Source organism: Bradyrhizobium sp. (assembly GCF_022844465.1).
Lineage (GTDB): Bacteria > Pseudomonadota > Alphaproteobacteria > Rhizobiales > Xanthobacteraceae > Bradyrhizobium.
Genome location: NZ_JALHLP010000001.1, coordinates 890,911 through 910,456 on the forward strand (window position 1 = coordinate 890,911; position 19,546 = coordinate 910,456).

At 65.3% G+C, this 19,546-nt stretch carries 17 protein-coding genes; 5 read left to right on the forward strand and 12 right to left on the reverse strand.

All coding sequences use genetic code 11. The features are described 5' to 3' along the window. Positions 1-32: 32 nt before the first annotated feature. On the reverse strand, positions 33-1,226 hold the full coding sequence (locus Q0D31_RS04310; protein ID WP_291845681.1) for an efflux RND transporter periplasmic adaptor subunit: 1,194 nt from the start codon (positions 1,224-1,226) through the stop codon (positions 33-35). Between the two features lies 1 nt (position 1,227). After that, a complete protein-coding gene (locus Q0D31_RS04315) occupies positions 1,228-1,929 on the reverse strand; it encodes a helix-turn-helix domain-containing protein (protein WP_291845682.1) in 702 nt (233 codons plus the stop codon). Positions 1,930-2,063: 134 nt separating this feature from the next. Between Q0D31_RS04315 and Q0D31_RS04320 the strand changes: the two genes are divergently transcribed. Next, positions 2,064-3,284, forward strand: coding sequence for a cytochrome P450 (locus tag Q0D31_RS04320; RefSeq protein ID WP_291845684.1), 1,221 nt, complete (start codon positions 2,064-2,066; stop codon positions 3,282-3,284). A gap of 23 nt (positions 3,285-3,307) precedes the next feature. On the opposite strand, the gene Q0D31_RS04325 is transcribed toward Q0D31_RS04320, so the two are convergent. From Q0D31_RS04325 to Q0D31_RS04340, 4 genes are all read right to left on the reverse strand, one after another. Further along, on the reverse strand, positions 3,308-3,688 hold the full coding sequence (locus Q0D31_RS04325) for a hypothetical protein (protein ID WP_291845685.1): 381 nt from the start codon (positions 3,686-3,688) through the stop codon (positions 3,308-3,310). Between the two features lie 219 nt (positions 3,689-3,907). Continuing rightward, on the reverse strand, positions 3,908-4,198 hold the full coding sequence (locus Q0D31_RS04330) for a hypothetical protein (protein ID WP_291845686.1): 291 nt from the start codon (positions 4,196-4,198) through the stop codon (positions 3,908-3,910). A 225-nt stretch (positions 4,199-4,423) separates the two neighbouring features. Beyond that, a complete protein-coding gene (locus tag Q0D31_RS04335) occupies positions 4,424-5,272 on the reverse strand; it encodes a VOC family protein (RefSeq protein WP_291845687.1) in 849 nt (282 codons plus the stop codon). Further along, positions 5,269-6,528, reverse strand: coding sequence for a Glu/Leu/Phe/Val dehydrogenase (locus Q0D31_RS04340; RefSeq protein ID WP_291845688.1), 1,260 nt, complete (start codon positions 6,526-6,528; stop codon positions 5,269-5,271). Before Q0D31_RS04340 ends, Q0D31_RS04335 begins: the two co-directional genes overlap by 4 nt. Positions 6,529-6,762: 234 nt before the next feature. Between Q0D31_RS04340 and Q0D31_RS04345 the strand changes: the two genes are divergently transcribed. Both Q0D31_RS04345 and Q0D31_RS04350 read left to right on the forward strand, forming a co-directional pair. Continuing rightward, positions 6,763-7,656, forward strand: a complete 894-nt coding sequence (locus Q0D31_RS04345; protein WP_291845689.1) for a sugar kinase — start codon at positions 6,763-6,765, stop codon at positions 7,654-7,656. Between the two features lie 21 nt (positions 7,657-7,677). After that, the gene (locus Q0D31_RS04350) at positions 7,678-8,592 is read left to right on the forward strand and encodes a ribokinase (protein WP_291845690.1); all 915 of its coding nucleotides are present in this window, start codon (positions 7,678-7,680) and stop codon (positions 8,590-8,592) included. Between the two features lie 29 nt (positions 8,593-8,621). Here the strand turns inward: Q0D31_RS04350 and Q0D31_RS04355 are convergent, their stop codons facing one another. After that, on the reverse strand, positions 8,622-9,842 hold the full coding sequence (locus tag Q0D31_RS04355; RefSeq protein ID WP_291845691.1) for an FAD-dependent oxidoreductase: 1,221 nt from the start codon (positions 9,840-9,842) through the stop codon (positions 8,622-8,624). Between the two features lie 270 nt (positions 9,843-10,112). On the opposite strand from Q0D31_RS04355, the gene Q0D31_RS04360 reads away from it, so the two are divergent. Then, the gene (locus tag Q0D31_RS04360) at positions 10,113-10,907 is read left to right on the forward strand and encodes an enoyl-CoA hydratase/isomerase family protein (protein ID WP_291845692.1); all 795 of its coding nucleotides are present in this window, start codon (positions 10,113-10,115) and stop codon (positions 10,905-10,907) included. Next, positions 10,904-11,485, forward strand: a complete 582-nt coding sequence (locus tag Q0D31_RS04365) for a histidine phosphatase family protein (protein WP_291845693.1) — start codon at positions 10,904-10,906, stop codon at positions 11,483-11,485. Before Q0D31_RS04360 ends, Q0D31_RS04365 begins: the two co-directional genes overlap by 4 nt. A gap of 39 nt (positions 11,486-11,524) precedes the next feature. Here Q0D31_RS04365 and Q0D31_RS04370 read toward each other — a convergent pair whose 3' ends face one another. The 5 genes from Q0D31_RS04370 to Q0D31_RS04390 form a co-directional block, all read right to left on the reverse strand. Beyond that, positions 11,525-13,231: an IlvD/Edd family dehydratase gene (locus Q0D31_RS04370; RefSeq protein WP_291845694.1), complete on the reverse strand. Its 1,707-nt coding sequence runs from the start codon at positions 13,229-13,231 to the stop codon at positions 11,525-11,527. Positions 13,232-13,258: 27 nt separating this feature from the next. Beyond that, positions 13,259-14,086: an NAD(P)-dependent oxidoreductase gene (locus Q0D31_RS04375; RefSeq protein WP_291845695.1), complete on the reverse strand. Its 828-nt coding sequence runs from the start codon at positions 14,084-14,086 to the stop codon at positions 13,259-13,261. 29 nt (positions 14,087-14,115) lie between these two features. After that, positions 14,116-15,084, reverse strand: a complete 969-nt coding sequence (locus Q0D31_RS04380; protein WP_291845696.1) for an SMP-30/gluconolactonase/LRE family protein — start codon at positions 15,082-15,084, stop codon at positions 14,116-14,118. A 223-nt stretch (positions 15,085-15,307) separates the two neighbouring features. Next, positions 15,308-16,738, reverse strand: coding sequence for an aldehyde dehydrogenase family protein (locus Q0D31_RS04385; RefSeq protein ID WP_291845697.1), 1,431 nt, complete (start codon positions 16,736-16,738; stop codon positions 15,308-15,310). 305 nt (positions 16,739-17,043) lie between these two features. Next, positions 17,044-19,410 (reverse strand): transketolase, encoded by a 2,367-nt coding sequence (locus tag Q0D31_RS04390; RefSeq protein ID WP_291845698.1) that lies wholly within the window; start codon positions 19,408-19,410, stop codon positions 17,044-17,046. Between the last annotated feature and the right edge of the window lie 136 nt (positions 19,411-19,546).

Genomic DNA, 19,546 nt, shown 5'->3' on the forward strand with positions numbered 1-19,546 from the left:
GCGCGGCCCCTCGGGCCGCGTCCGTGGGTGGGTCAGTAGCGCGGCGGCTTCGCCGGAATCGGCGGCGTCGGATCGGTCGAGATCGTAACCGCCGACCCCGATTGCAGCTTGAGCTGCCCCACCGCCACCACGCGATCGCCGTCCTTCAATCCCTTGACGATTTCAGCACGGCCGCCGATGCGGTTGCCGGTCTGCACGAAGGTACGCGTGACAATGAGACTGCTCTTGCCATCCGCGTCCTTCTTCTCGCCAAGGAAATAGACGGAGTCGCCATAGAGCGTGTAGTCAACCGCGGTCTCAGGCACGGTGATCACCGGCGGCTTGTCCGGCAGCACCACAGTGGTGGTCGCGAACATGCCGGGCTTGAGGATGCGATCCGGATTCTGGATCGTCGCCTGCACGCGGATGTTGCGCGTATCGGTCGAGATCTGCGGCTCGATGGTCGTGATCCTGCCCTCGAAGGTCCGATCCGGATAGGCATCGACGGCGATACGAACGGTCTGGCCGACCTTGAGCTGGCCGGAGTCCTTCTCCGTCACGGTGAAGTTCGCAAACAGCACGGACAGGTCGGTCAGCGAGACGATCTGCGTGCCTGCGGTGAGATATTGCCCGACCTCGACCATGCGAACGCCGAGATCGCCGTCGAACGGCGCCCTCACCAGTTTCTGGGAGATGACGGCCTGGCTCCTGGCGATGCCGGCGCTGGCCTGGTCGAACGCCGCCTGCGCGGCGTCCACTGTTGCCTGCGGCCCGAACTGTCGCTCGGCCAGCTGCTTGGCGCGATCCAGCGAGAGCTGCGCCACGCGCTGCTGCGCCCTGAAATTGGCGAGGTCGGCCTGCTCGGGGCCGTCGAACAATTGGACGAGAGGCGTACCCTTTTTGACGCTCGTGCCTGCCGTGAACAGGATGTCGGTGATGCGCCCGTTGACGTCCGAGGTCACATTGACCTGGTGCACGGCGGCGAGATCGCCGACCGCGGTCAGCAGATTCGGAATGGTTTCGGACTTCGCGGTGGCGATGTTGACGCTGGTCGGTGGCGGCGGTTTGCTGAAGATCTCCTTGAACAGATTGGGCAGAAAGACGAACTTGAAGAAAACCAGGCCGCCGACAACGGCCGCAAGCAGCAGCCCGACGATCAGAAACCAGCGCACCATCCGGACCGGCCGCTTGCGCGTCTTGTCGGCAATCGGTTGGCCGGACAGCTTGGGTTCAGTGACGATGTTCATGTCATGCACTTTCTGCAGCTACCGGTTGTCCGGAATTCGACAACGGATCACGGTCCAGATGAAAAGAAATTGCGGCCTCGTTAAGTCCGATGCCGCGCAGGATAAAACGAGTGAGTTGTCGCTCCAGATCAACGACGTTGCCGTAGGAGAGGCAGGGGACCGCCGGAAGCCGCGTCAGCGCCGCCATCAACACCGTGTGATGGGCAAACCAGAACAGGTTCAGCGGGTCGCCGCCGACCCGCGCCGCGTCCCCGGCCGCCACCGCGCTTTGCAGCGAGGCGGCGAACACCGGGCCGATCAGGTCCCCGATCTTGGCGTGCAGCAACCTGGCAAACTCGCCGTCGTCCAGATAACTCGTCGTCATCAGCCGCACCCGCTGGGCTTCCTGCTCGTCCGGGCCGTCCGATATCCGGGTGAAATGGCCAACCATGCCCTTCACGAGTTCGACCAGCGTGCCGGTCGAGGGCTCCTGCCCGAGCAGATGCGCGAGATCCGGATCCGCCTCGCACTCTTCGGCCAATATCTCCGCATAGAGCGCGGCCTTGGAGGCGAAGTGCTTGAACAGCAGGCCTTCCGAGATCGCCGCCGCCGCGGCCACGCTCCGGGTCGTGGTGCCGGCAAAGCCGTTACGGGCGAAGCATCGTTTGGCGGCGCCAAGGATCAATTGCCGCCGCAGATCGCTGGTCATGCGCAGGTTGGACATGGGCGCGTGAGTAATCACTCACCTAAACCAAGTCAAGGATTTATTGCAGTGCACCCGACCTCTTCAGGTTCCGGGCGAACGCTTCACGGCAGGATCAAAACGGCCTATCCGTCGGCACCCACGGGTATCCAACCATGACAGCAGACGCGCGCGAACTGGCGGCCACCTTCGACCTCGAGAAGCTGACGCCGGAATTCTATGCCGACCCCTACCCGACCTACCGCGCGTTGCGTGAGAACGCGCCGGTCAAGCGGCTGGCGAACGGGTCATATTTCCTGACCCGCTATGACGATCTGGTCTCGGCCTACAAGAACAACCGAGCCTTCTCTTCCGACAAGAAGAAGGAGTTCGCGCCCAAATATGGCGCCTCGCCGCTGTATGAGCATCACACCACGAGCCTCGTCTTCAACGATCCGCCCGCCCATACCCGGGTGCGCCGGCTGATCATGGGGGCGCTGTCGCCGCGCGCGATCGCCGGCATGGAGCCGGATCTGGTGCAACTGGTGAACCGCCTGCTCGACGCCATCGCCGCCAAAGGCAAGGTGGACCTGATCGACGATTTCGCCTCCGCGATCCCGATCGAGGTCATCGGCAATCTGCTCGACGTTCCCGCGGACGAGCGCGCCCCCTTGCGCGACTGGTCGCTTGCCATTCTCGGCGCGCTGGAGCCGGTGATCGGCCCGGACGTGTTCGCCCGCGGCAACGCCGCGGTGAAAGATTTCCTCAGCTATCTTGAAGGGCTGGTGGCGCGGCGGCGGGCCAGACCCGGCAATCCCGAGCGCGATGTGCTGACCCGGCTGATTCAGGGCGAAGACAATGGCGAGCGGCTGACCGAAAAGGAGCTGCTGCACAACTGCATCTTTCTGCTCAATGCCGGCCACGAAACCACCACCAATTTGATCGGCAACGGGCTGGTCGCGCTGCAGGACCACGCGGGCGAAAAACAGCGGCTGATCGACAATCCCGCGCTGATCAAGACCGCTGTCGAGGAATTCCTGCGGTTCGAAAGCTCAAACCAGCTCGGCAACCGCATGACGGTGGAGCCGGTCGAACTCGGCGGCGTGGCGTTGCCGGCCGGAACGCCGGTGACGCTGTGCATCGGCGCGGCAAACCGCGACCCCGCCCAGTTCGTCGATCCCGAACGTCTGGATGTCGGCCGCGCGCCGAACCGGCATCTCGCCTTCGGCACCGGCGCGCATCAATGCGCCGGAATGGCGCTGGCGCGGCTGGAAGGCGCGATCGCGATTTCGCGCTTCCTGGCGCGGTTTCCGAACTACGCGCTTGTTGGGCCGCCGTTGCGCGGCGGTCGGGTTCGCTTCCGGGGATTCCTGAGCGTGCCGTGCGAGGTCGGCTGAGCGCGGCTCATTTCGCCGAATTGTTAATTGCCGGCGGTGTTGAACCGGGAAAGGTCGCAGTCGCGCTCGGCATATTTCACCCGGCGCAAGCCTTCGCTGTCCTCGACAACGGTCGGCTTGCAGCGTGCGCTCCAGGCGGCTTGCGCGGCTTCATCGGCCTTCTGCTCTTCGGGCGTCCGCGGAATGACTTTCACCATGCCACGACCGCCGACCGCGAAGTTGGTCTGTTGACTGGGAAGCAGCGGACGACCGTTCCTGATGGCGTCAGCCTTGGCGTTCTGATATTCCCGCTCCACATTGGCGGCCTGGGCCGCGGCCGCCGCATTGCCATGATCCATCGCAAACTGCGCCGATGCCGACGAGAGCGACGCTGCGACAATCGAGATCGCGATGAGGATACGCATTGCAAATGCCTCGTGAAGATGGATGCCGTCATCAGAATGACCGGCAAGCATTGAGGCGGCGTAAAGCGGCGTGGCTAACCGCGCCGCAATCTGATCCCTAAAGATTTAGTGGTTTTCCGTCGCGGCAGACGCGCCGCAAACCTGCGCCGCAGCGCATCGACCGTGGCGCCCGAAGCGCTCCCCGGTCGCGGCAGGGAGGCTGAATATCGGGCGCGGCGGTTACTCGCTGCGGCCGAACTCGCAGCCCTTTTTCGCGTAAGCCAGCCGGACCACGCCCTCGCTATCGTAGGTGCGCGTCGGCTTGCAGAACGCTTCCCACTTGTCGATGCTGGCGCGCCTCGCCTTTTCGTCTTCCTGTTCCTGGGCAGGGTTGCGCGGCGGGTCGTTCAGATAGGAGGTCGTGCATACCCGGCCGTTGAACTGGCTGAAGGTGCACCGCTCCACGACCTGCCAGGCGTCGGCCGATGTCGACATCAGGGCGAGAACTGCAATCGCATAAAGAATTTTCATGTTGGCGCTCATCGCTGCGGAGACATTCTCCGTGCGATACAGCTAGCGCCGGAGCTCGCGCGGCCGCAACGGTAACCCTTTGTTAAGCTGAATACCCCCGAAAAAGGTTAAATCGGGAACCGGCGCGCTGTATCTTGCCGTGACACTTTTCGGAGAATTTCGCGCAACGGTCCAGCTGCGTGACAATTGCGTTCAGCGTTGACACAGCGAAACGAAGCGCTGCAATCAGGACGGCTTTACCGCCGGGGGCTGCACCAGCAGCGTCGGGACGCCGCAGGTGCCGCCGCGCACGGTCATCACCCGCGTCCCCGGCTTGCGGCCGGCGCGGACTTCCGAGACGTCGACGCCCGCCTGAGCCAGCCGCGCATGGGTGGCGTCGATGTCGGCGACACGCCAGCACAGGCCTCGCAATTTGTCTTGCGCGCGCGCCTCCGGTTTGCCCGGCCGGTGCGTCACTTCGACGATGAGGTCGCCGCAGCGGAAGAACATCAGCCGGCCCCAATCCGGATGCGAGCGGTCGAGCGCCATGTCGAGACCGAGCCGCGCGCCATAGAGAGCCGCGGCCCGCTCGGGGTCGGAGGTCGAGACCACGACATGGTCCATCGCCGTGATCGATCCGGCCGTCGTCCGCACCGAGAGCGGCCGCTCCTGGTCTCGCTCGAGGAAGAACAGGCGAATTCCTCCCGTCGTCTCCGTCGCCGCACGGGTGCGCTTCCATGCCAGAGTGGCGCCGCTGATCGCGTCGCGGCTTTCGACCTCGACGATGGGTTCCGGCTTCAACGTGAGCCGATCGAGTCTGCGATGCATCTTGGCGATGTTGCGGGTTCGAAAACAAAGACTGACCAATCCCTCGCCTTCGGCGTCGAGCACCGCGCGAATCCGGTCCGCGTTCGCGCCCTCGCCGTCCGGCGCCATCAATTCCAGCGTCGTGTTGTCGAGCGTGAACAGGACGCGGTCGGCGCCGTCACCGCGGCTCCGCCAGGCCGGCGCCCGCGCGAAAAACGTCTGGTAGGCCGCACTGGCCGCGTCGATGTCGCCGGTGAGAACGACGACGTGATCGAGGCCGGCGATCACGGAAACAGCCCCCGCGTGTTCTTGGCGGCGCGAACCTTCTCGACACCGATCGCCATCGCCGCCGTCCGGTGCGGGATCTTGTCTGCCTTGGCCCGCTGCACCATGTGATCGAAGGCGCGATCGAGGATCGCGTATTCCCTTCGCATCACCTCCTCTTCCTCCCAGAACAATTGCTGCAGGTCCTGCACCCATTCAAAATAACTGACCACGACGCCGCCGGAATTGCAGAGAGTGTCGGGGATCAGGAATACCTCGCCCTGGCGCTTTTCCAGCACAAGATCGGCGTCCGGCGTGGTCGGACCATTGGCGCCCTCGGCCAGCACCCTGCACTTCAGGTTTTCCGCAACCTTCGCGTCGATCACCCGCTCCATCGCCGCCGGCACCAGCACGTCGCAGGCCAGCGTGAGGAGCTGCGCGGGATCGAAGCCTAACTGGCTGGAGAAGCCGGCGATGCTGCCATGCCTGCTCGCATGATGGGCCAGCGCGGGAATGTCGAGCCCGGCGGGGTCGTGCAGCGCGCCGGTGTGATCGCTGACCGCGATCACCTTGAGGCCATATCGGTGCAACTCCAGTGCCGCGTAAGAACCGACATTGCCGAAGCCCTGGATCACGGCGGTCGCGTTGCCCGGATTGATCGAGAGCTCCTTCAGCACGCGCCGCGCCAGATAGGCGACGCCGCGGCCGGTGGCTTCGCGCCGGCCGAGCGTGCCGCCCGAGGATACCGGCTTGCCGGTGACAATCTCGGTCACGGTGCGGCCCTGATACATCGAATAGGTGTCCATGAACCAGGCCATCACCTGCTCATTGGTGCCCATGTCAGGCGCCATCACGTCGGTATGCGGACCGACGAACGGAATCATTTCCTGCATGTAGCGGCGCGAAATCGCCTCAAGCTCCCGTCTGGAGATCTTGGAAAGGTCGACGTTGACGCCGCCCTTGGCGCCGCCATAGGGCAGCCCGACCAGCGCGCATTTCCAGCTCATCCAGATTGCGAGCGCCGCGATCTCGCCAAGATCGACCGAGGGCGCGAACCTGGTGCCGCCCTTGGTCGGGCCGAGCGTGAGGTGATGCTGGACGCGATAGCCCTCGAACACGGCGACCGTGCCGTCATCGCGGTGGATCGGACATGAGACCGTGACGGACCGCTTGGGCATCAGGAGGCGGTCGCGTTCGTCCATCGGGATTTCCAGATGGTTGGCAATGACGCCGAACTGGTTCACCGCCATGTCGAACACCGGACCGGAATAAACGGTCATCATTCCCTCCCTGTTGCCGCGCCGCCAACAACTCCAAGGCGAGGTCGGCCGTGATCGGCGGATGCCGGGATAGCCCCACCCCGGGGGTGGTCGTAGTCTCCTGATGCACCGATCTCAAGCCGCAAAGGCGGCGGGTTGCGAATAATTTCAGCGAATGCATCGGATATCAGGTGCTAATGTGGCGGCAGCGGCACCACCTTTGCCCAATGCGCGGCTGGACAACATGGACAACGAATGCAGGCCCTCTTCATCGGACAGACTTATATCGACGTCACCTTCATCACCGACCACATGCCTACCGGCGACGAAAAACACGTGGCCTCCGCCTACGCGGTTTCCTTTGGCGGCAACGCGGTTACGGCCGCGTTCTGCTGCGCCAAGCTCGGGATCGTGCCCGACCTGATCGCAACCATCGCCAACGACTGGCTCGGCCGCATGTTTCAGGACATGAGCGCGAAATACGGAATCTCGATCCATCCGCGCAAGGTCAATTCCTCCTCGCTTTCGTTCATCATGCCGAAGGATGGCAAGCGCGCGATCGTGCGCTGCCGCGATGACGAGCACATCCATCCGTTTCCGATCCTCAATCTCGGCGGCTGCCGGGCGCTGCATGTGGACGGTCACCAGCCCGACGCCGCGCTCCACTATGCGAAGCTGTGCCGCGAGGCCGGCATTCTGACCTCGCTCGACGGCGGCGGCCTGCGCGCCAATACCCATGAGCTGCTGGCATTCATCGACGTCGCCATCGTCGCCGAACGGCTGTGCGAGCAGATGGACAAGACGCCGGAAGCGATGCTGGACTACCTCAAGAGCCGGGGATGCCGGGTCGGCGGCGTCACCATGGGTGAGCAGGGCCTGCTCTGGTATGACGAGGCCGGCGCGGCCCGCCGACTGGCGGCGCTTCCGGTCCCGCGCGAGCGCGTGATCGACACCAACGGCGCGGGCGACGTCTTCCACGGCGCCTATGTCTATTCCTATCTCAGCAATCCCGCCAAGAGCTGGCAGGATCATTTCGAGTTCGCGCGCGCGGCCTCGACCTACAAGATCCAGCGCCTCGGCAACGAGGCGGGCTTGCCGACGCTGGCCGATATCGAGGCGGTCAAACAGGAGTTCGGTGTCAGTGCCTGACCGGCTGAACGGAAGTTAGCAATGGCGCGCGTTTTCGTTGCCGGCAGCATCAATATGGATGTGGTGGCGACAGCCGTCCGACATCCCAGGGTCGGCGAGACGGTCGCCGGCGAGGCCGTGCATTACTTTCCTGGCGGCAAGGGCGCCAACCAGGCGGTGGCCGCCGCGAAGCTCGGCGCACCGACTACTCTGATCGGCCGGCTCGGCGCCGACGCGTTCGGACAGCAGTTGCGGACGTTTCTCGCCGCACAGGGCATCGACCTCTCCTCGGTCAAGGAGACCGTGGGGACCCACACCGGGACAGCCATCATCACCGTCGCCGCTGCCGACAACACCATTGTCGTGGTCCCCGGCGCCAATGCGCTGCTGACGGCGGCAGACGTGGCCACCCCCGTTCTTGCCGAGGGCGACATCGCGGTCAGCCAGTTCGAAATCGCGCTGCCCGCGATCGAAGCCTTCTTCAAGCGGGCGCGTGCGGCCGGCGCGACAACGATCCTCAATCCGGCTCCGGCCCAGGCCTTTGGCCCGGATCTGCTCGGCCTCGTCGATATCCTGGTGCTGAACGAAACCGAGTTGGGGTTTCTTGCCAACACCGCGTTCGAGGCTGACGACCCTGCTGCCCGATTCATCGAAGCGGCGCGACATCTGCAAACCGATCCGGAACGGATCATCTGCATCACCCTTGGCAAGCGCGGCGTGCTGGCGCTGATCGGCAGCGAAATATCCACGATCGCCGGACGTAAGGTGAAAGCGATTGACACCACCGGCGCCGGCGACTGCTTCGTCGGCGCGCTGGCCGCGCAACTGGCGGGCGGAAGGCCGATCCGCGATGCGCTGGACTATGCCAATGCCGCAGCGTCGATCTGCGTGCAGCGGATGGGCGCCGCGCCGTCGATGCCGACGGCGGCGGAAGTGGCGGCAGCCTTGCGCCGATAGCAGGCCGATTGTTAGGCCAGACGATCGACCTAGGTCAGGGCCGCCTTAAGGTCGAAGCCGGCATCCGCCGCCTGCTCCGGCGTGATCGATCCATGCGCGGCAAGCAGACGACGACCGAACATGTGGTCGCCGGCGCGGTTAACCGACTCGATGCCGACGAGCTGGCCGGACCTGTAGCAGAAGGCCGAAAACGCCGCCTGCGCGCGGTCGCCGCGCACGACCACGCGGTCGTAGCCGGTGGTCAAGCCTGCGATCTGCAGCTTGTCGGGGCCCTGGTCGCTCCAGAACCACGGCAGGCCGTCATACGGCTTGGCGTCGCCGGTCAGCCGAGCCGCGACGCAGCGAGCCTGGTCGGCCGCGTTCTGCACGGATTCCAGCCGCAGCGAGCCGCCGAACCGAGGGCTCGCGAACAGCGCGCAATCGCCGATCGCCGAAACATGGGGGTCTGCGGTCAATAGATGTTCGTCGACGATAACCCCCGACGCCACAGCCAGGCCAGCCTCCGCCGCCAACTCGACGTTCGGCAGGACTCCCACGCCGACCACGATCAAGTCGGCGGCAATATGACGGCCATCGCTGAGGCTGACGCCGGTGACCTTGCCACCGTCGCTCTCGATGGCGGTGACCTGCACGCCAAGGTGAATGCGAATACCGGCCGCGCTGTGCCGCGCCTGAAAGAACTCCGAGATTTCCGCGGTCACCGCCCGCGCCATCACCCGCGGGCCAAGTTCAATGACGTCAACTTCCATGCCCTTGGCCCGCGCGGTCGCGGCAAACTCCAGGCCGATGAACCCGGCGCCGATGACAACGACGCGCCGGCCCGGCGCAATGCAGGCCCGCAACGCCTGGCTTTCGTCGAGCGTCCGCAGATAGCGCACGCCGGCCAGATGGGCGTTAGGAATGTCGAGCAGGCGATTGCGCGCCCCGGTCGCCAGCACCAGGTGGCCGTAATCAAGCGAAACCCCGGAGGCGAGCAATACCTTGCGCGCGGTACGCTCGATCGACACCGCTCGGTCGGAGAACAGGTCGATGTTCTGGTCGTGGTAGAATTTCTCCGGACGGAACATCAGACTGTCGGGCCCGCCGGTCCCCTTCAGATACGCCTTGGACAGCGGCGGCCGCTGGTAAGGCAGATGGCCTTCGTCGTTGACGAGGGCGATGCGCTCCGAAAACCCGTTCTGGCGCAGCGAGGCGGCGAGCTGGAAGCCGGCATGGCCCGCGCCGATGATGACAACAGGCCCCTGCATCATGGGGGCGGCCCGACTTCCAGGACACAGGAACTACCCATGTCGTCTCCTCTTTCCATAAATGTTGGCTGGCCTGTCTCGTCCCAGGAAAGCAGCGCTCTTGTCTGCGTCCCGAACGATGAGAGGCTCTATCAGACCTCACGGTGCAAAGCGACGCAAGGGTTGTCGCCGGCCCGCGCACGGCTTGCGCCGCATTTTGCAGATCCGGCCGGGGATTGTCACCTCTGGCCTTCTGCTGTTTAAAGGCATGCTCCCTTCCCCTGAGGCCAAGCCATGCCGACCCCCGACAACGCCGCCGACGCCCCCGCCCTGCTCCGGGTCGAAGGCCCGATCGCCACCATCACGCTGAACCGGCCCGCGGCTTTCAACTCAATCAACCTGTCGATTGCGCAACGGCTCGAACAGCTCGGCGCCGAGGTCGAGGCCAACGGCGACATCAGGGTGCTGGTGATCGAGGGCGAAGGCCGCGCCTTCTCGGCCGGCGGCGATTTGCAGACCATCGGCGCGGCGGCCGCCAGCGATACCATCGCCCCCGTCGTCGGCGAGTTGCTGAAGCACTACCACGCCTTTATCGAGGCGGTGCGGCGGATGCCCAAGATCGTGCTGTCCAGCGTTCACGGCTCCGCGGCCGGCGCGGGCATGGGGCTGGCCTTCGTCACCGACCTCTGCATCGCCGCCGACGACGCCCGCTTCACGCCGGCCTACGCCAAGATCGGGGTCTCGCCGGATGGCGGCAGCACCGTCGGCATGGTCGGAACCGTCGGCACCCGCCGAGCGTTGCAGATTTTTCTGGCCGAGGACAGTTTTTCCGCGCAGCAGGCCTATGAATGGGGCCTCGTCGCCAGAGTAGTTCCGGCGGCGGCGCTAAAGGCGGAGACGCGCAAATTCGCCGAGCGACTGGCGCAAAATCCACCGGCCGCGATCGCCGGCACCAAGCCGCTGGTCTACCAGGCCGCGGTAACGCCGACCAGGCAACAGCTCGCCGCCGAGGAAAAGGGAATCATTGCTGCGATGCAGACCGAGGATTTTCGCATTGCCGTGAAGAAATTCACCAGCAAGGGGAAGTGACGGATTTGCCGGCGCCGGCGCGCTCCTTTCTCTGCCTGCGGCATGGCGTCACCGACTGGAATGCCCAGGGCCGGTTTCAGGGCCGCACCGACGTTCCCTTGAACGCCGACGGCATTTCACAGGCGTGCGCGGCCGTCGTGCGATTGCGTGACGTGACATTCGACCATGTCGTCACCAGTCCGCTTGCGCGCGCGCTGAAGACCGCCGAGATCATCGCAGCGGCGGCGGGGTCGCCGCTCTCGGTCGACAGCGGCATCATCGAATGCGATTTTGGCAGTCTCGAGGGTAGATCGATCGCGGAGACCATGAAAGCGCACCGGCTCAAATCGGTGGAAGACGTCGTCTCGATCCTGCCGCCGGACGGCGAACCATGGCCAGAAATCGCGGCGAGATCACTGCGCTGCATCAGCCAGTGGCTGGACCATCACCCGCGCGCCACGATTCTGTTCGTCTGCCACGATGCGGTGATGCAGGCCATATCGGAGGCCTTGTGTGGCTGCTGGCTCGACAACCGCCACGCCACGCCGTTCAGGTTTGATCGAACAGGCGATGTGTGGCGCGTCGATGAGGTGGGTTGACGTCGCGCCCGGTGCTCGCCGGGCAATCGTGGTCCTTGCCTACCCTTTGCCCTGCCCGCGCATGAAATCGAAATCGCAGCCCTCGTCGGCCTGCAGGATGGTTTCGTTGAACAAATGCGCGTAGCCGCGCCTGGCCCAGTCGGGCGTCGTGGCCGGCGCCAGCGCGCCACGGCGTTTCTCCAGCTCGGCAGCGTCGACCAGAAGATCGATGCTGCGCCCGGCGACATCGAGCCGGATCATGTCTCCGTTCTTCACCAGCGCCAGCGGCCCGCCCACGGCAGACTCCGGCGTGATATGCAGCACGATGGTGCCGAACGCCGTGCCGCTCATGCGGGCATCCGATATCCGCACCATGTCCTTGACGCCGGCGCGTGCGAGCTTCCTGGGGATCGGCAGGTAACCCGCCTCGGGCATGCCGGGCGCGCCCTTCGGGCCGGCATTGCGCAGCACCAGCACGTCGTCGGCGTTGACGTCGAGCGCGGGATCGTCCACCCGCAGCGTCATGTCCTCGACCGATTCGAACACCACCGCGCGTCCGCTGTGCTGCAGCAGCCCCGGGCTCGCCGCCGATTGCTTGATGACGGCCCCACGCGGCGCAAGGTTGCCGTGCAGCACCGCCATCGCGCCCTCGGCCTTGATCGGATTGCCGCGCGGGCGGATCGCGTCCTGCCCCGGCACGTCCTCCGCACCGGCGACGACCTCGCGCAGGGTGGCGCCGGTGATGGTCCTTGCGTCGAGATCGAGGAGGTCGCCGAGCTGCGCCATCAGCTTCGGCACGCCGCCAGCATGGTGAAAGTGCTCCATGTAGTGTTCGCCCGACGGCTTCAGGTCGATCAGGACAGGCACGTCGCGACCGAGCTGGTCAAAGGCTGCGAGATCGATACGGTGCCGGGTGCGGTTGGCGATCGCGGTCAGATGGATGAGGCCGTTGGTCGAGCCGCCGATCGCCTGCAGCACCACTTGCGCGTTCCGGAACGAGGCCGCCGTCAGCAATTCGCTCGGCCGCGGGCCTTTCGCGCGCGCCATCGCCGCGGCGACCTTGCCGCTGGATTCGGCCGAGCGAAAGCGCTCGGCATGCGGCGCCGGGATCGTGGCACTCATCGGCAGTGAAAGCCCGAGCGCTTCGGTTATGCACGCCATGGTGCTCGCGGTACCCATCACCATGCAGGTTCCGACCGACGGCGCCAGCCGAGCGTTGACGGCCTCGATCTCGACTTCATCGATTTCGCCGGCGCGATGTTTGCCCCACAGCCGCCGACAATCGGTGCAGGCGCCCAGCACCTCGCCCTTGTGATGCCCGACCACCATCGGCCCGACCGGGATCACGACCGTCGGCAAATCGGCCGAGACCGCGGCCATGATCTGCGCCGGCAAGGTCTTGTCGCAACCGCCGATCACCACCACCGCGTCCATCGGCTGGGCGCGGATCATCTCCTCGGTGTCCATCGCCATCAGATTGCGCAGATACATCGAGGTCGGATGCGAAAAACTCTCCGCGATCGAGATCGTGGGAAATACCATCGGCATCGCGCCGGTGAGCATCACGCCGCGCTTCACAGCCTCGATGATCTGGGGCACATTGCCATGGCAGGGATTGTAGTCGCTGTAGGTATTGGTGATGCCGACGATCGGGCGATTGAGCGCGTCGTCGGAATAGCCCATCGCCTTGATGAAGGCCTTGCGCAGGAACAGCGAGAAGCCAGCGTCGCCATAGCTTGCCAGTCCCTTGCGAAGTCCGTCGGCCATTTTCCTGTTCCCGTGCTCGAGGTTTGGTTACGAATTCAACTTCCAGTCGACGATCCGGCTACGGTCACCGTCGAATTCCATGCTGCAGAACGCGCCGCCCTGGTAGAAGTCGCCGACCGGGTCGGGCTTCAGCTTCTTCTGCTCCGCCATGGCGTGTTCGCGGAAATCCTCCGCCCTTCCCTCCGGCCGGTAGCCGAGATCGTAGGCGCGGTGATTGTCCCACCAGGCGCGTTCGTTAAGGGAGGCGCCGTAGAGTACTTCGAAACGGATATCGGGATGGTCGAGACCGATCCGGCAGAGTTGCACGAGGTCTTCCGGCTTCAGCCAGATCGAAAGCCGGCGGTGGTCGAGCGGCTTCTCGCCGAAATTGCCGATCCGCAGACAGGTCACGCCGAGCCCGTGCTTGTCGGCATAGAGCGCGCCGACCGCCTCGCCGAACACCTTGCTGACGCCGTAACGGCTGTCCGGCCGCGCGGTGACGTCGGTGCCGATCCGGTGATGGCGCGGATAGAAGCCGACCGCATGGTTCGACGAGGCGAACACCACGCGCTTGACGCCCTGCCGCCGCGCCGCCTCGAACAGGTTGTAACAGCCGATGATGTTGGACTGCAGGATCTGGTCCCAGGGGCCCTCGACCGAATAGCCGCCGAAATGCAGGATGCCGTCGACGCCCTCGCAGATCGCCTCGACCGCGGCGAGGTCGGCAAGATCGGCCGCCTTGAATTTTTCGCCGCGGGCAAGATCGGCCGGCGTCGCCACGTCGCTCAGCAGCAGATCGGGATAGATCGGCGGCAGCAGCTTGCGCAGGCTTGCGCCGATCCCGCCGGCGGCGCCGGTCATCAAGATGCGTGGCATTTCTTTCCTCTGATCCGGGGACGCGCGAGCTAGCCGCCCGGCGCGCCCTGCGTGTTGACATAGAGCGCATAGATCGACTGGCTCGCGGCCATGAAGAGCCGGTTGCGCTTCAGCCCGCCGAAGCAGAGGTTGGCGCAGCGTTCCGGCAGTGCGATGCGGCCGATCATCACGCCGTCGGGGGCGAACACGACGACGCCGTCAAGCTCGGGATCGCCCATGCCCCAGCCGCACCACAGATTGCCGTCGATGTCGGCGCGCATGCCGTCGGGCGTGCCGGGTCCGGCGTCGACGAACACGCGCTTGTTGACGATCTTGTCGCCGCCGGGCGCGACGTCATAGGCCAGGATCTTGCGGTTCGGCACGCCGCGGGATTCGATGATGTAGAGAACCTTCTCGTCCGGCGAGAAGCAAAGCCCGTTCGGTCCGTGCAGGCTCTCGGCGACGATGCTCGCCTGACCGGTCACGCCGTCGATCCGGTAGACGTTGGCGTCGAGCTCGGGCTCGGCCTTGTAACCCTCGTAATTGCCGAGCAGGCCGAACACCGGATCGGTGAACCAGATCGAACCGTCGGATTTCACGACCACGTCGTTGGGAGAGTTCAGCCGCTTGCCGGCGAAGGAGTCGATCAGCACCGTGACCGATCCGTCATATTCGGTTCTGACCACCCGCCGGCCGCCGTGCTCGCAGGTGACCAGTCGTCCCTGCCGGTCGCGGGTGTTGCCGTTGGCGAAGTTGGACGGCTTGCGGAAGATGCTGACCTCGCCGGTTTCCTCTTCCCATTTGAGGATGCGCTGGTTGGGGATGTCGCTGCACAGCAAATAGCGCCCGTCGCCAAACCACACCGGGCCCTCCGCCCAGCGCAGGCCGGTCGCCAGACGCTCCACGGCCGACAGCTTCAGCCAGTATTTCTCAAAGCGCGGATCGAGCGCGTGGATAGCCGGATCGGGATAGCGACCGGCCGGACGCCAGGGCGATGAATGGGATGCGGCGTCGGACATTTGCTGTTCTCGTTGTTGCCGGTCCGGCTGCCATTGCGCCGAAATCGTAGGGTGGGCAAAAGCGAAGCGTGCCCACCCTTCTTGCGGAGAGTTCGATGGTGGGCACGGCGCAAGTGCGCCTTTGCCCACCCTACCAAGCTTCGTGATTGCAACAGCGGCGAAGCAACCCACTGCTTGCCAGCAGACTGGATTGCTTCGCTTCTCCCGCAATGACGGTCGCAGCCTACGCGGCGTTGTAGCCGGCGACCGCCTTGACCTCGAGATATTCCTCCAGGCCGTACTTGCCCCATTCGCGGCCGTTGCCGGACTGCTTGTAGCCACCGAACGGCGCGGTGCGTTCGTTCGGCACGCCCTGCAGGTTGACGTTTCCGGCACGGATCTGGCGGCCGACGCGGCGCGCGGTTTCGACCGTATCGGCCGAGACGTAGCCGGCGAGGCCATAGGGCGTGTCGTTGGCGATCTTCACCGCATCGGCTTCATCCTTGGCGCCGATGATCGTCAGCACCGGTCCGAAGATTTCCTCGCGGGCGATGGTCATGTCGTTGGTGACGTCGGCGAAGATGGTCGGGCGGACGTAGAAGCCCTTGTTGACGCCCTCGGGAAGACCGGGACCGCCGGCGACGAGGGTCGCACCTTCCTCGATGCCCTTGTGGATCAGCGCCTGGATCTTGTCCCACTGGATGCGTGAGACGACCGGCCCGATCGTGGTGCCCTCGGCGCGGGGGTCGCCCGCCTTGGTCTTGTCGGCGACGGTCTTGGCGATGGCCGCGACTTCCTTCATCTTCGACAGCGGCACGATCATCCGCGACGGCGCGTTGCAGGACTGTCCGGAATTGTTGAACATGTGCATCACGCCGCCGGTGACGGCCTTGGTGAGGTCGGCGCCTTCCAGGATGATGTTCGGCGACTTGCCGCCCAGTTCCTGGCTGACGCGCTTCACCGTGGGGGCCGCGCGCCTGGCGACATCGACACCGGCGCGGGTCGAGCCGGTGAACGAGATCATGTCGATGTCGGGGTGCTCGCTCATGGCGGCGCCGACTTCGGGGCCAAGGCCGTTGATCAGGTTGAAGACGCCCTTCGGCACGCCCGCTTCATGAAGGATCTCCGCGAAGATCAGCGCCGAGGTCGGGGTGAATTCCGAAGGCTTGAGGATCATGGTGCAGCCGGCGGCGAGCGCGGGCGCCACCTTGCAGGCGATCTGGTTCAAGGGCCAGTTCCACGGCGTGATCATGCCGATGACACCGACGGGCTCGCGCACCACGACCGCCGAACCGATGGTCTCCTCGAAATGATAGTTCTTCAGCACGTCCAGCGTGGCGGCGATGTGCCCGAGGCCGGCGCCGGCCTGCAGGCGTTCGGCCATCGGCAACGGCGCGCCCATTTCGTCGGACACGGCGGCGCCGATGTCCTTCATGCGGCCCTTGTAGATCTCGATGATCTTCTCCAGCAGCGCAATGCGCTCCTCGCGGCTGGTCTGCGAGAAGGTCACGAAGGCGCGCTTGGCGGCCGCCACGGCCTTGTCGACATCGGCCTTGGAGCCGAGCGCAACCTCATACATCGCATCTTCGGTCGCCGGATTGACGACGGGGGTGGACTTCTTGACGACCGGATCGACCCAGGCGCCATCGATGTAGAACTGCATGCGGTTGACCATCGTAACCTCTTTACTCTAGGGCGGGGTTTGGGAACGGAAGCGTTCGGCCGGCATCCTTGCACGAAAGCCCGGACAATTGAACCCGCGATATATCAATGCGGCGATGCGGGAGGGTCGCGGGTATGTGGGGTGGCGGGACGCGCCTCACTCGCGTGCACGTGCGGAGAGACCCCCACCCCGGCCCTCCCCCGCAAGCGGGAGAGGGAGGCCTTGCCGCGAACGAGATGCGCTCCCTCTCCCGCACTTGCGGGGGAGGGTTGGGGTGGGGGTGGCGCGGCATCGGAAGTCTTGCATCAGAGGGCCGCTCACACCGCCATCTTCCTGTGCCGCACCGGGGCGCCGACGGTCAGGGTTTCCGCCGCGTCGATGATGGCGTTGGCGTCGATGCCGTGGTGGCGATAGAGGTCGGCGATGGTGCCGGTCTGGCCAAACTGCTCGACGCCGAGCGCCTCGACCCGGTGGCCGTGCACGCTGCCGAGCCAGCCGAGCGCGGCCGGATGGCCGTCGATCACGGTGACGAGGCCGCAGTCGCGGGTGAGCGGCGCCAGCAGCTTCTCGACATGGCTGAGATGCGGCAGTCCGCGGCGGTCGCGGCGCAAGGTCCGCGCGGCGGTCCACCCCGCATGCAGCCGGTCGGCCGAGGTCACCGCCAAGAGGCCGACGTCGCGGCGGCTTTCGCCGACCAGGCCGACCGCCTCGATCGCCTCGGGGGCCACCGCGCCGGCGTAGGCGATCACAAGGTCGCAGTTCGGCCCGGGCGTACGCATCCAGTAGGCGCCCTCGGCAATGCTCCGCTGCAGATCCGGCGTCATGATCCGCTGCGGCTGGTCGAGCGGTCGGGTCGAAAGCCGCAAATAGACCGAGCCGCCCTCGCCGTCCTCGCGCTGCATGTGGCGGAACCCCCACCCCATCAGCACTGCGAGTTCATCGACAAAGGCCGGCTCGAAGGAGGCCAGCCCGTCCTGCGCCATGCCGATCAGCGGCGTGGCGATCGACTGATGCGCGCCGCCCTCCGGCGCCAGCGTGATGCCGGATGGCGTCGCCACCACCATGAAGCGCGCATCCTGGTAGCAGGCATAGTTCAGCGCGTCGAGGCCGCGCTGGATGAAGGGATCATAAAGAGTTCCGACCGGCAGCAGCCGTTCGCCATTGATGGCATGCGACAGCCCCAACGCCGACAGCACGATGAAAAGGTTCATCTCGGCGATGCCGAGTTCGAGGTGTTGTCCGCGCGGCGAATAATCCCAGTTGAAGGTCGAGGGGATTTTCTCCTGCCGGAACAGATCGTGGTTCTCGGCCTTGGCGAACAACCCGCGGCGGTTGACCCAGGCGCCAAGATTGGTCGACACGGTGACGTCGGGCGAGGCAGTCACGATCCGCGCCGCCAGTTCGCTGTCGCCGCGCGCCAGTTCGTTCAGCACCAGCCCGAAGCCCTGCTGCGTCGACATCTGCGCCGCCGGCTTGAAGGCGAGTTGCTGCGGAACCTCGATCACGGGCGCGGCGAGACGGCGGCGGCCGTGCTGATTGAACGGCGCGCCCGCCAGGAACGCTTCGAGTTGCGCCTCTGGCTGCGACAATCCCTCGAACCTGTCCCACTCATGTCCGGGACGGATGTTCTGCGCGGCGCGCCACTTCTCCATCTGCGCGACCGTCATCAGTCCCGCATGGTTGTCCTTGTGGCCCTGCATCGGCAGGCCGACGCCCTTGATGGTGTAGGCGATGAAGCAGACCGGGCGATCATGGTCGATCGCCTCGAAAGCGTCGCACATGCTGGCCATGTCGTGGCCGCCGAGATTCGACATCAGCGCCAGCAATTCGTCGTCGCTGCGACGCTCGATCAGTTGCGACACCTGGCCCTGGTCGCCGATGTCGTCCTGCAGATGCCTGCGGAAGGCCGCCCCGCCCTGAAAGCAAAGCGCCGCGTACATCTGGTTCGGACAATTGTCGATCCAGCGCTTCAGCGCCGCGCCGCCGGGCTCGGCAAAGGCGGCCTGCATCAAGGTGCCGTATTTGACGATCACCACGTCCCAGCCGAAATTGCGGAACATGGATTCGAATTTTTCCCACAATCCCTCGCGCACCACGGCGTCAAGGCTCTGGCGGTTGTAGTCGACGATCCACCAGGTGTTGCGCAGGCCGTGCTTCCAGCCTTCCAGCAGCGCCTCGAAGATGTTGCCCTCGTCCATCTCGGCGTCGCCGACCAGCGCGATCATTCGCCCCTCGGGGCGGTCCTTCATCCAGCCATGCGCGGTGACGTAGTCCTGCACCAGCGAGGAGAACAGCGTCTGGGCGACGCCAAGGCCGACCGAGCCGGTGGAGAAATCGACGTCGTCGGTGTCCTTGGTGCGCGAGGGATAGGACTGCGCGCCCTTGTAGCCGCGGAAATTCTCGAGCTTTTCGCGGCTCTGGCGGCCGAACAGGTACTGGATGGCGTGGAACACCGGGCTTGCATGCGGCTTCACCGCGACGCGGTCCTGCGGCCGCAGCACCGAGAAGTAGAGCGCCGACATGATGTTGGCGAGCGAGGCCGACGAGGCCTGATGGCCGCCGACCTTCAACCCGTCGGTATTGGGCCTGATATGGTTGGCGTGATGAATGGTCCAGGACGACAGCCAGAGGACCTTGGCCGCGAGCGCGGATAGCAATTCCAGGCGTGCCGGCTCGATGGGCATGGCATTGCTCCGACGAGGTTCGAGTATCCTTCGATTCTAGCGGCCGCGCGGGCGGCAAAAATCTCAATTTTGCGCGACGTACATCCGAATGTTGGGATAGCTTACCACGATTGACCCCCAAACGCACGAGTTCATG

What these genes read in the sequence shown, in the direction of transcription:
- Q0D31_RS04310 (WP_291845681.1), bottom strand. Translation starts at nt 1,226, where the DNA reads ATGAACATCGTCACTGAACCCAAGCTGTCCGGCCAACCGATTGCCGAC.
- Q0D31_RS04315 (WP_291845682.1), bottom strand. Translation starts at nt 1,929, where the DNA reads ATGTCCAACCTGCGCATGACCAGCGATCTGCGGCGGCAATTGATCCTT.
- Q0D31_RS04320 (WP_291845684.1), top strand. Translation starts at nt 2,064, where the DNA reads ATGACAGCAGACGCGCGCGAACTGGCGGCCACCTTCGACCTCGAGAAG.
- Q0D31_RS04325 (WP_291845685.1), bottom strand. Translation starts at nt 3,688, where the DNA reads ATGCGTATCCTCATCGCGATCTCGATTGTCGCAGCGTCGCTCTCGTCG.
- Q0D31_RS04330 (WP_291845686.1), bottom strand. Translation starts at nt 4,198, where the DNA reads ATGAAAATTCTTTATGCGATTGCAGTTCTCGCCCTGATGTCGACATCG.
- Q0D31_RS04340 (WP_291845688.1), bottom strand. Translation starts at nt 6,528, where the DNA reads ATGACCGTTTATTCCGGTCCGGTGTTCGACATGGCGGTGAACCAGTTC.
- Q0D31_RS04345 (WP_291845689.1), top strand. Translation starts at nt 6,763, where the DNA reads ATGCAGGCCCTCTTCATCGGACAGACTTATATCGACGTCACCTTCATC.
- Q0D31_RS04350 (WP_291845690.1), top strand. Translation starts at nt 7,678, where the DNA reads ATGGCGCGCGTTTTCGTTGCCGGCAGCATCAATATGGATGTGGTGGCG.
- Q0D31_RS04355 (WP_291845691.1), bottom strand. Translation starts at nt 9,842, where the DNA reads ATGATGCAGGGGCCTGTTGTCATCATCGGCGCGGGCCATGCCGGCTTC.
- Q0D31_RS04360 (WP_291845692.1), top strand. Translation starts at nt 10,113, where the DNA reads ATGCCGACCCCCGACAACGCCGCCGACGCCCCCGCCCTGCTCCGGGTC.
- Q0D31_RS04370 (WP_291845694.1), bottom strand. Translation starts at nt 13,231, where the DNA reads ATGGCCGACGGACTTCGCAAGGGACTGGCAAGCTATGGCGACGCTGGC.
- Q0D31_RS04375 (WP_291845695.1), bottom strand. Translation starts at nt 14,086, where the DNA reads ATGCCACGCATCTTGATGACCGGCGCCGCCGGCGGGATCGGCGCAAGC.
- Q0D31_RS04380 (WP_291845696.1), bottom strand. Translation starts at nt 15,084, where the DNA reads ATGTCCGACGCCGCATCCCATTCATCGCCCTGGCGTCCGGCCGGTCGC.
- Q0D31_RS04385 (WP_291845697.1), bottom strand. Translation starts at nt 16,738, where the DNA reads ATGGTCAACCGCATGCAGTTCTACATCGATGGCGCCTGGGTCGATCCG.
- Q0D31_RS04390 (WP_291845698.1), bottom strand. Translation starts at nt 19,410, where the DNA reads ATGCCCATCGAGCCGGCACGCCTGGAATTGCTATCCGCGCTCGCGGCC.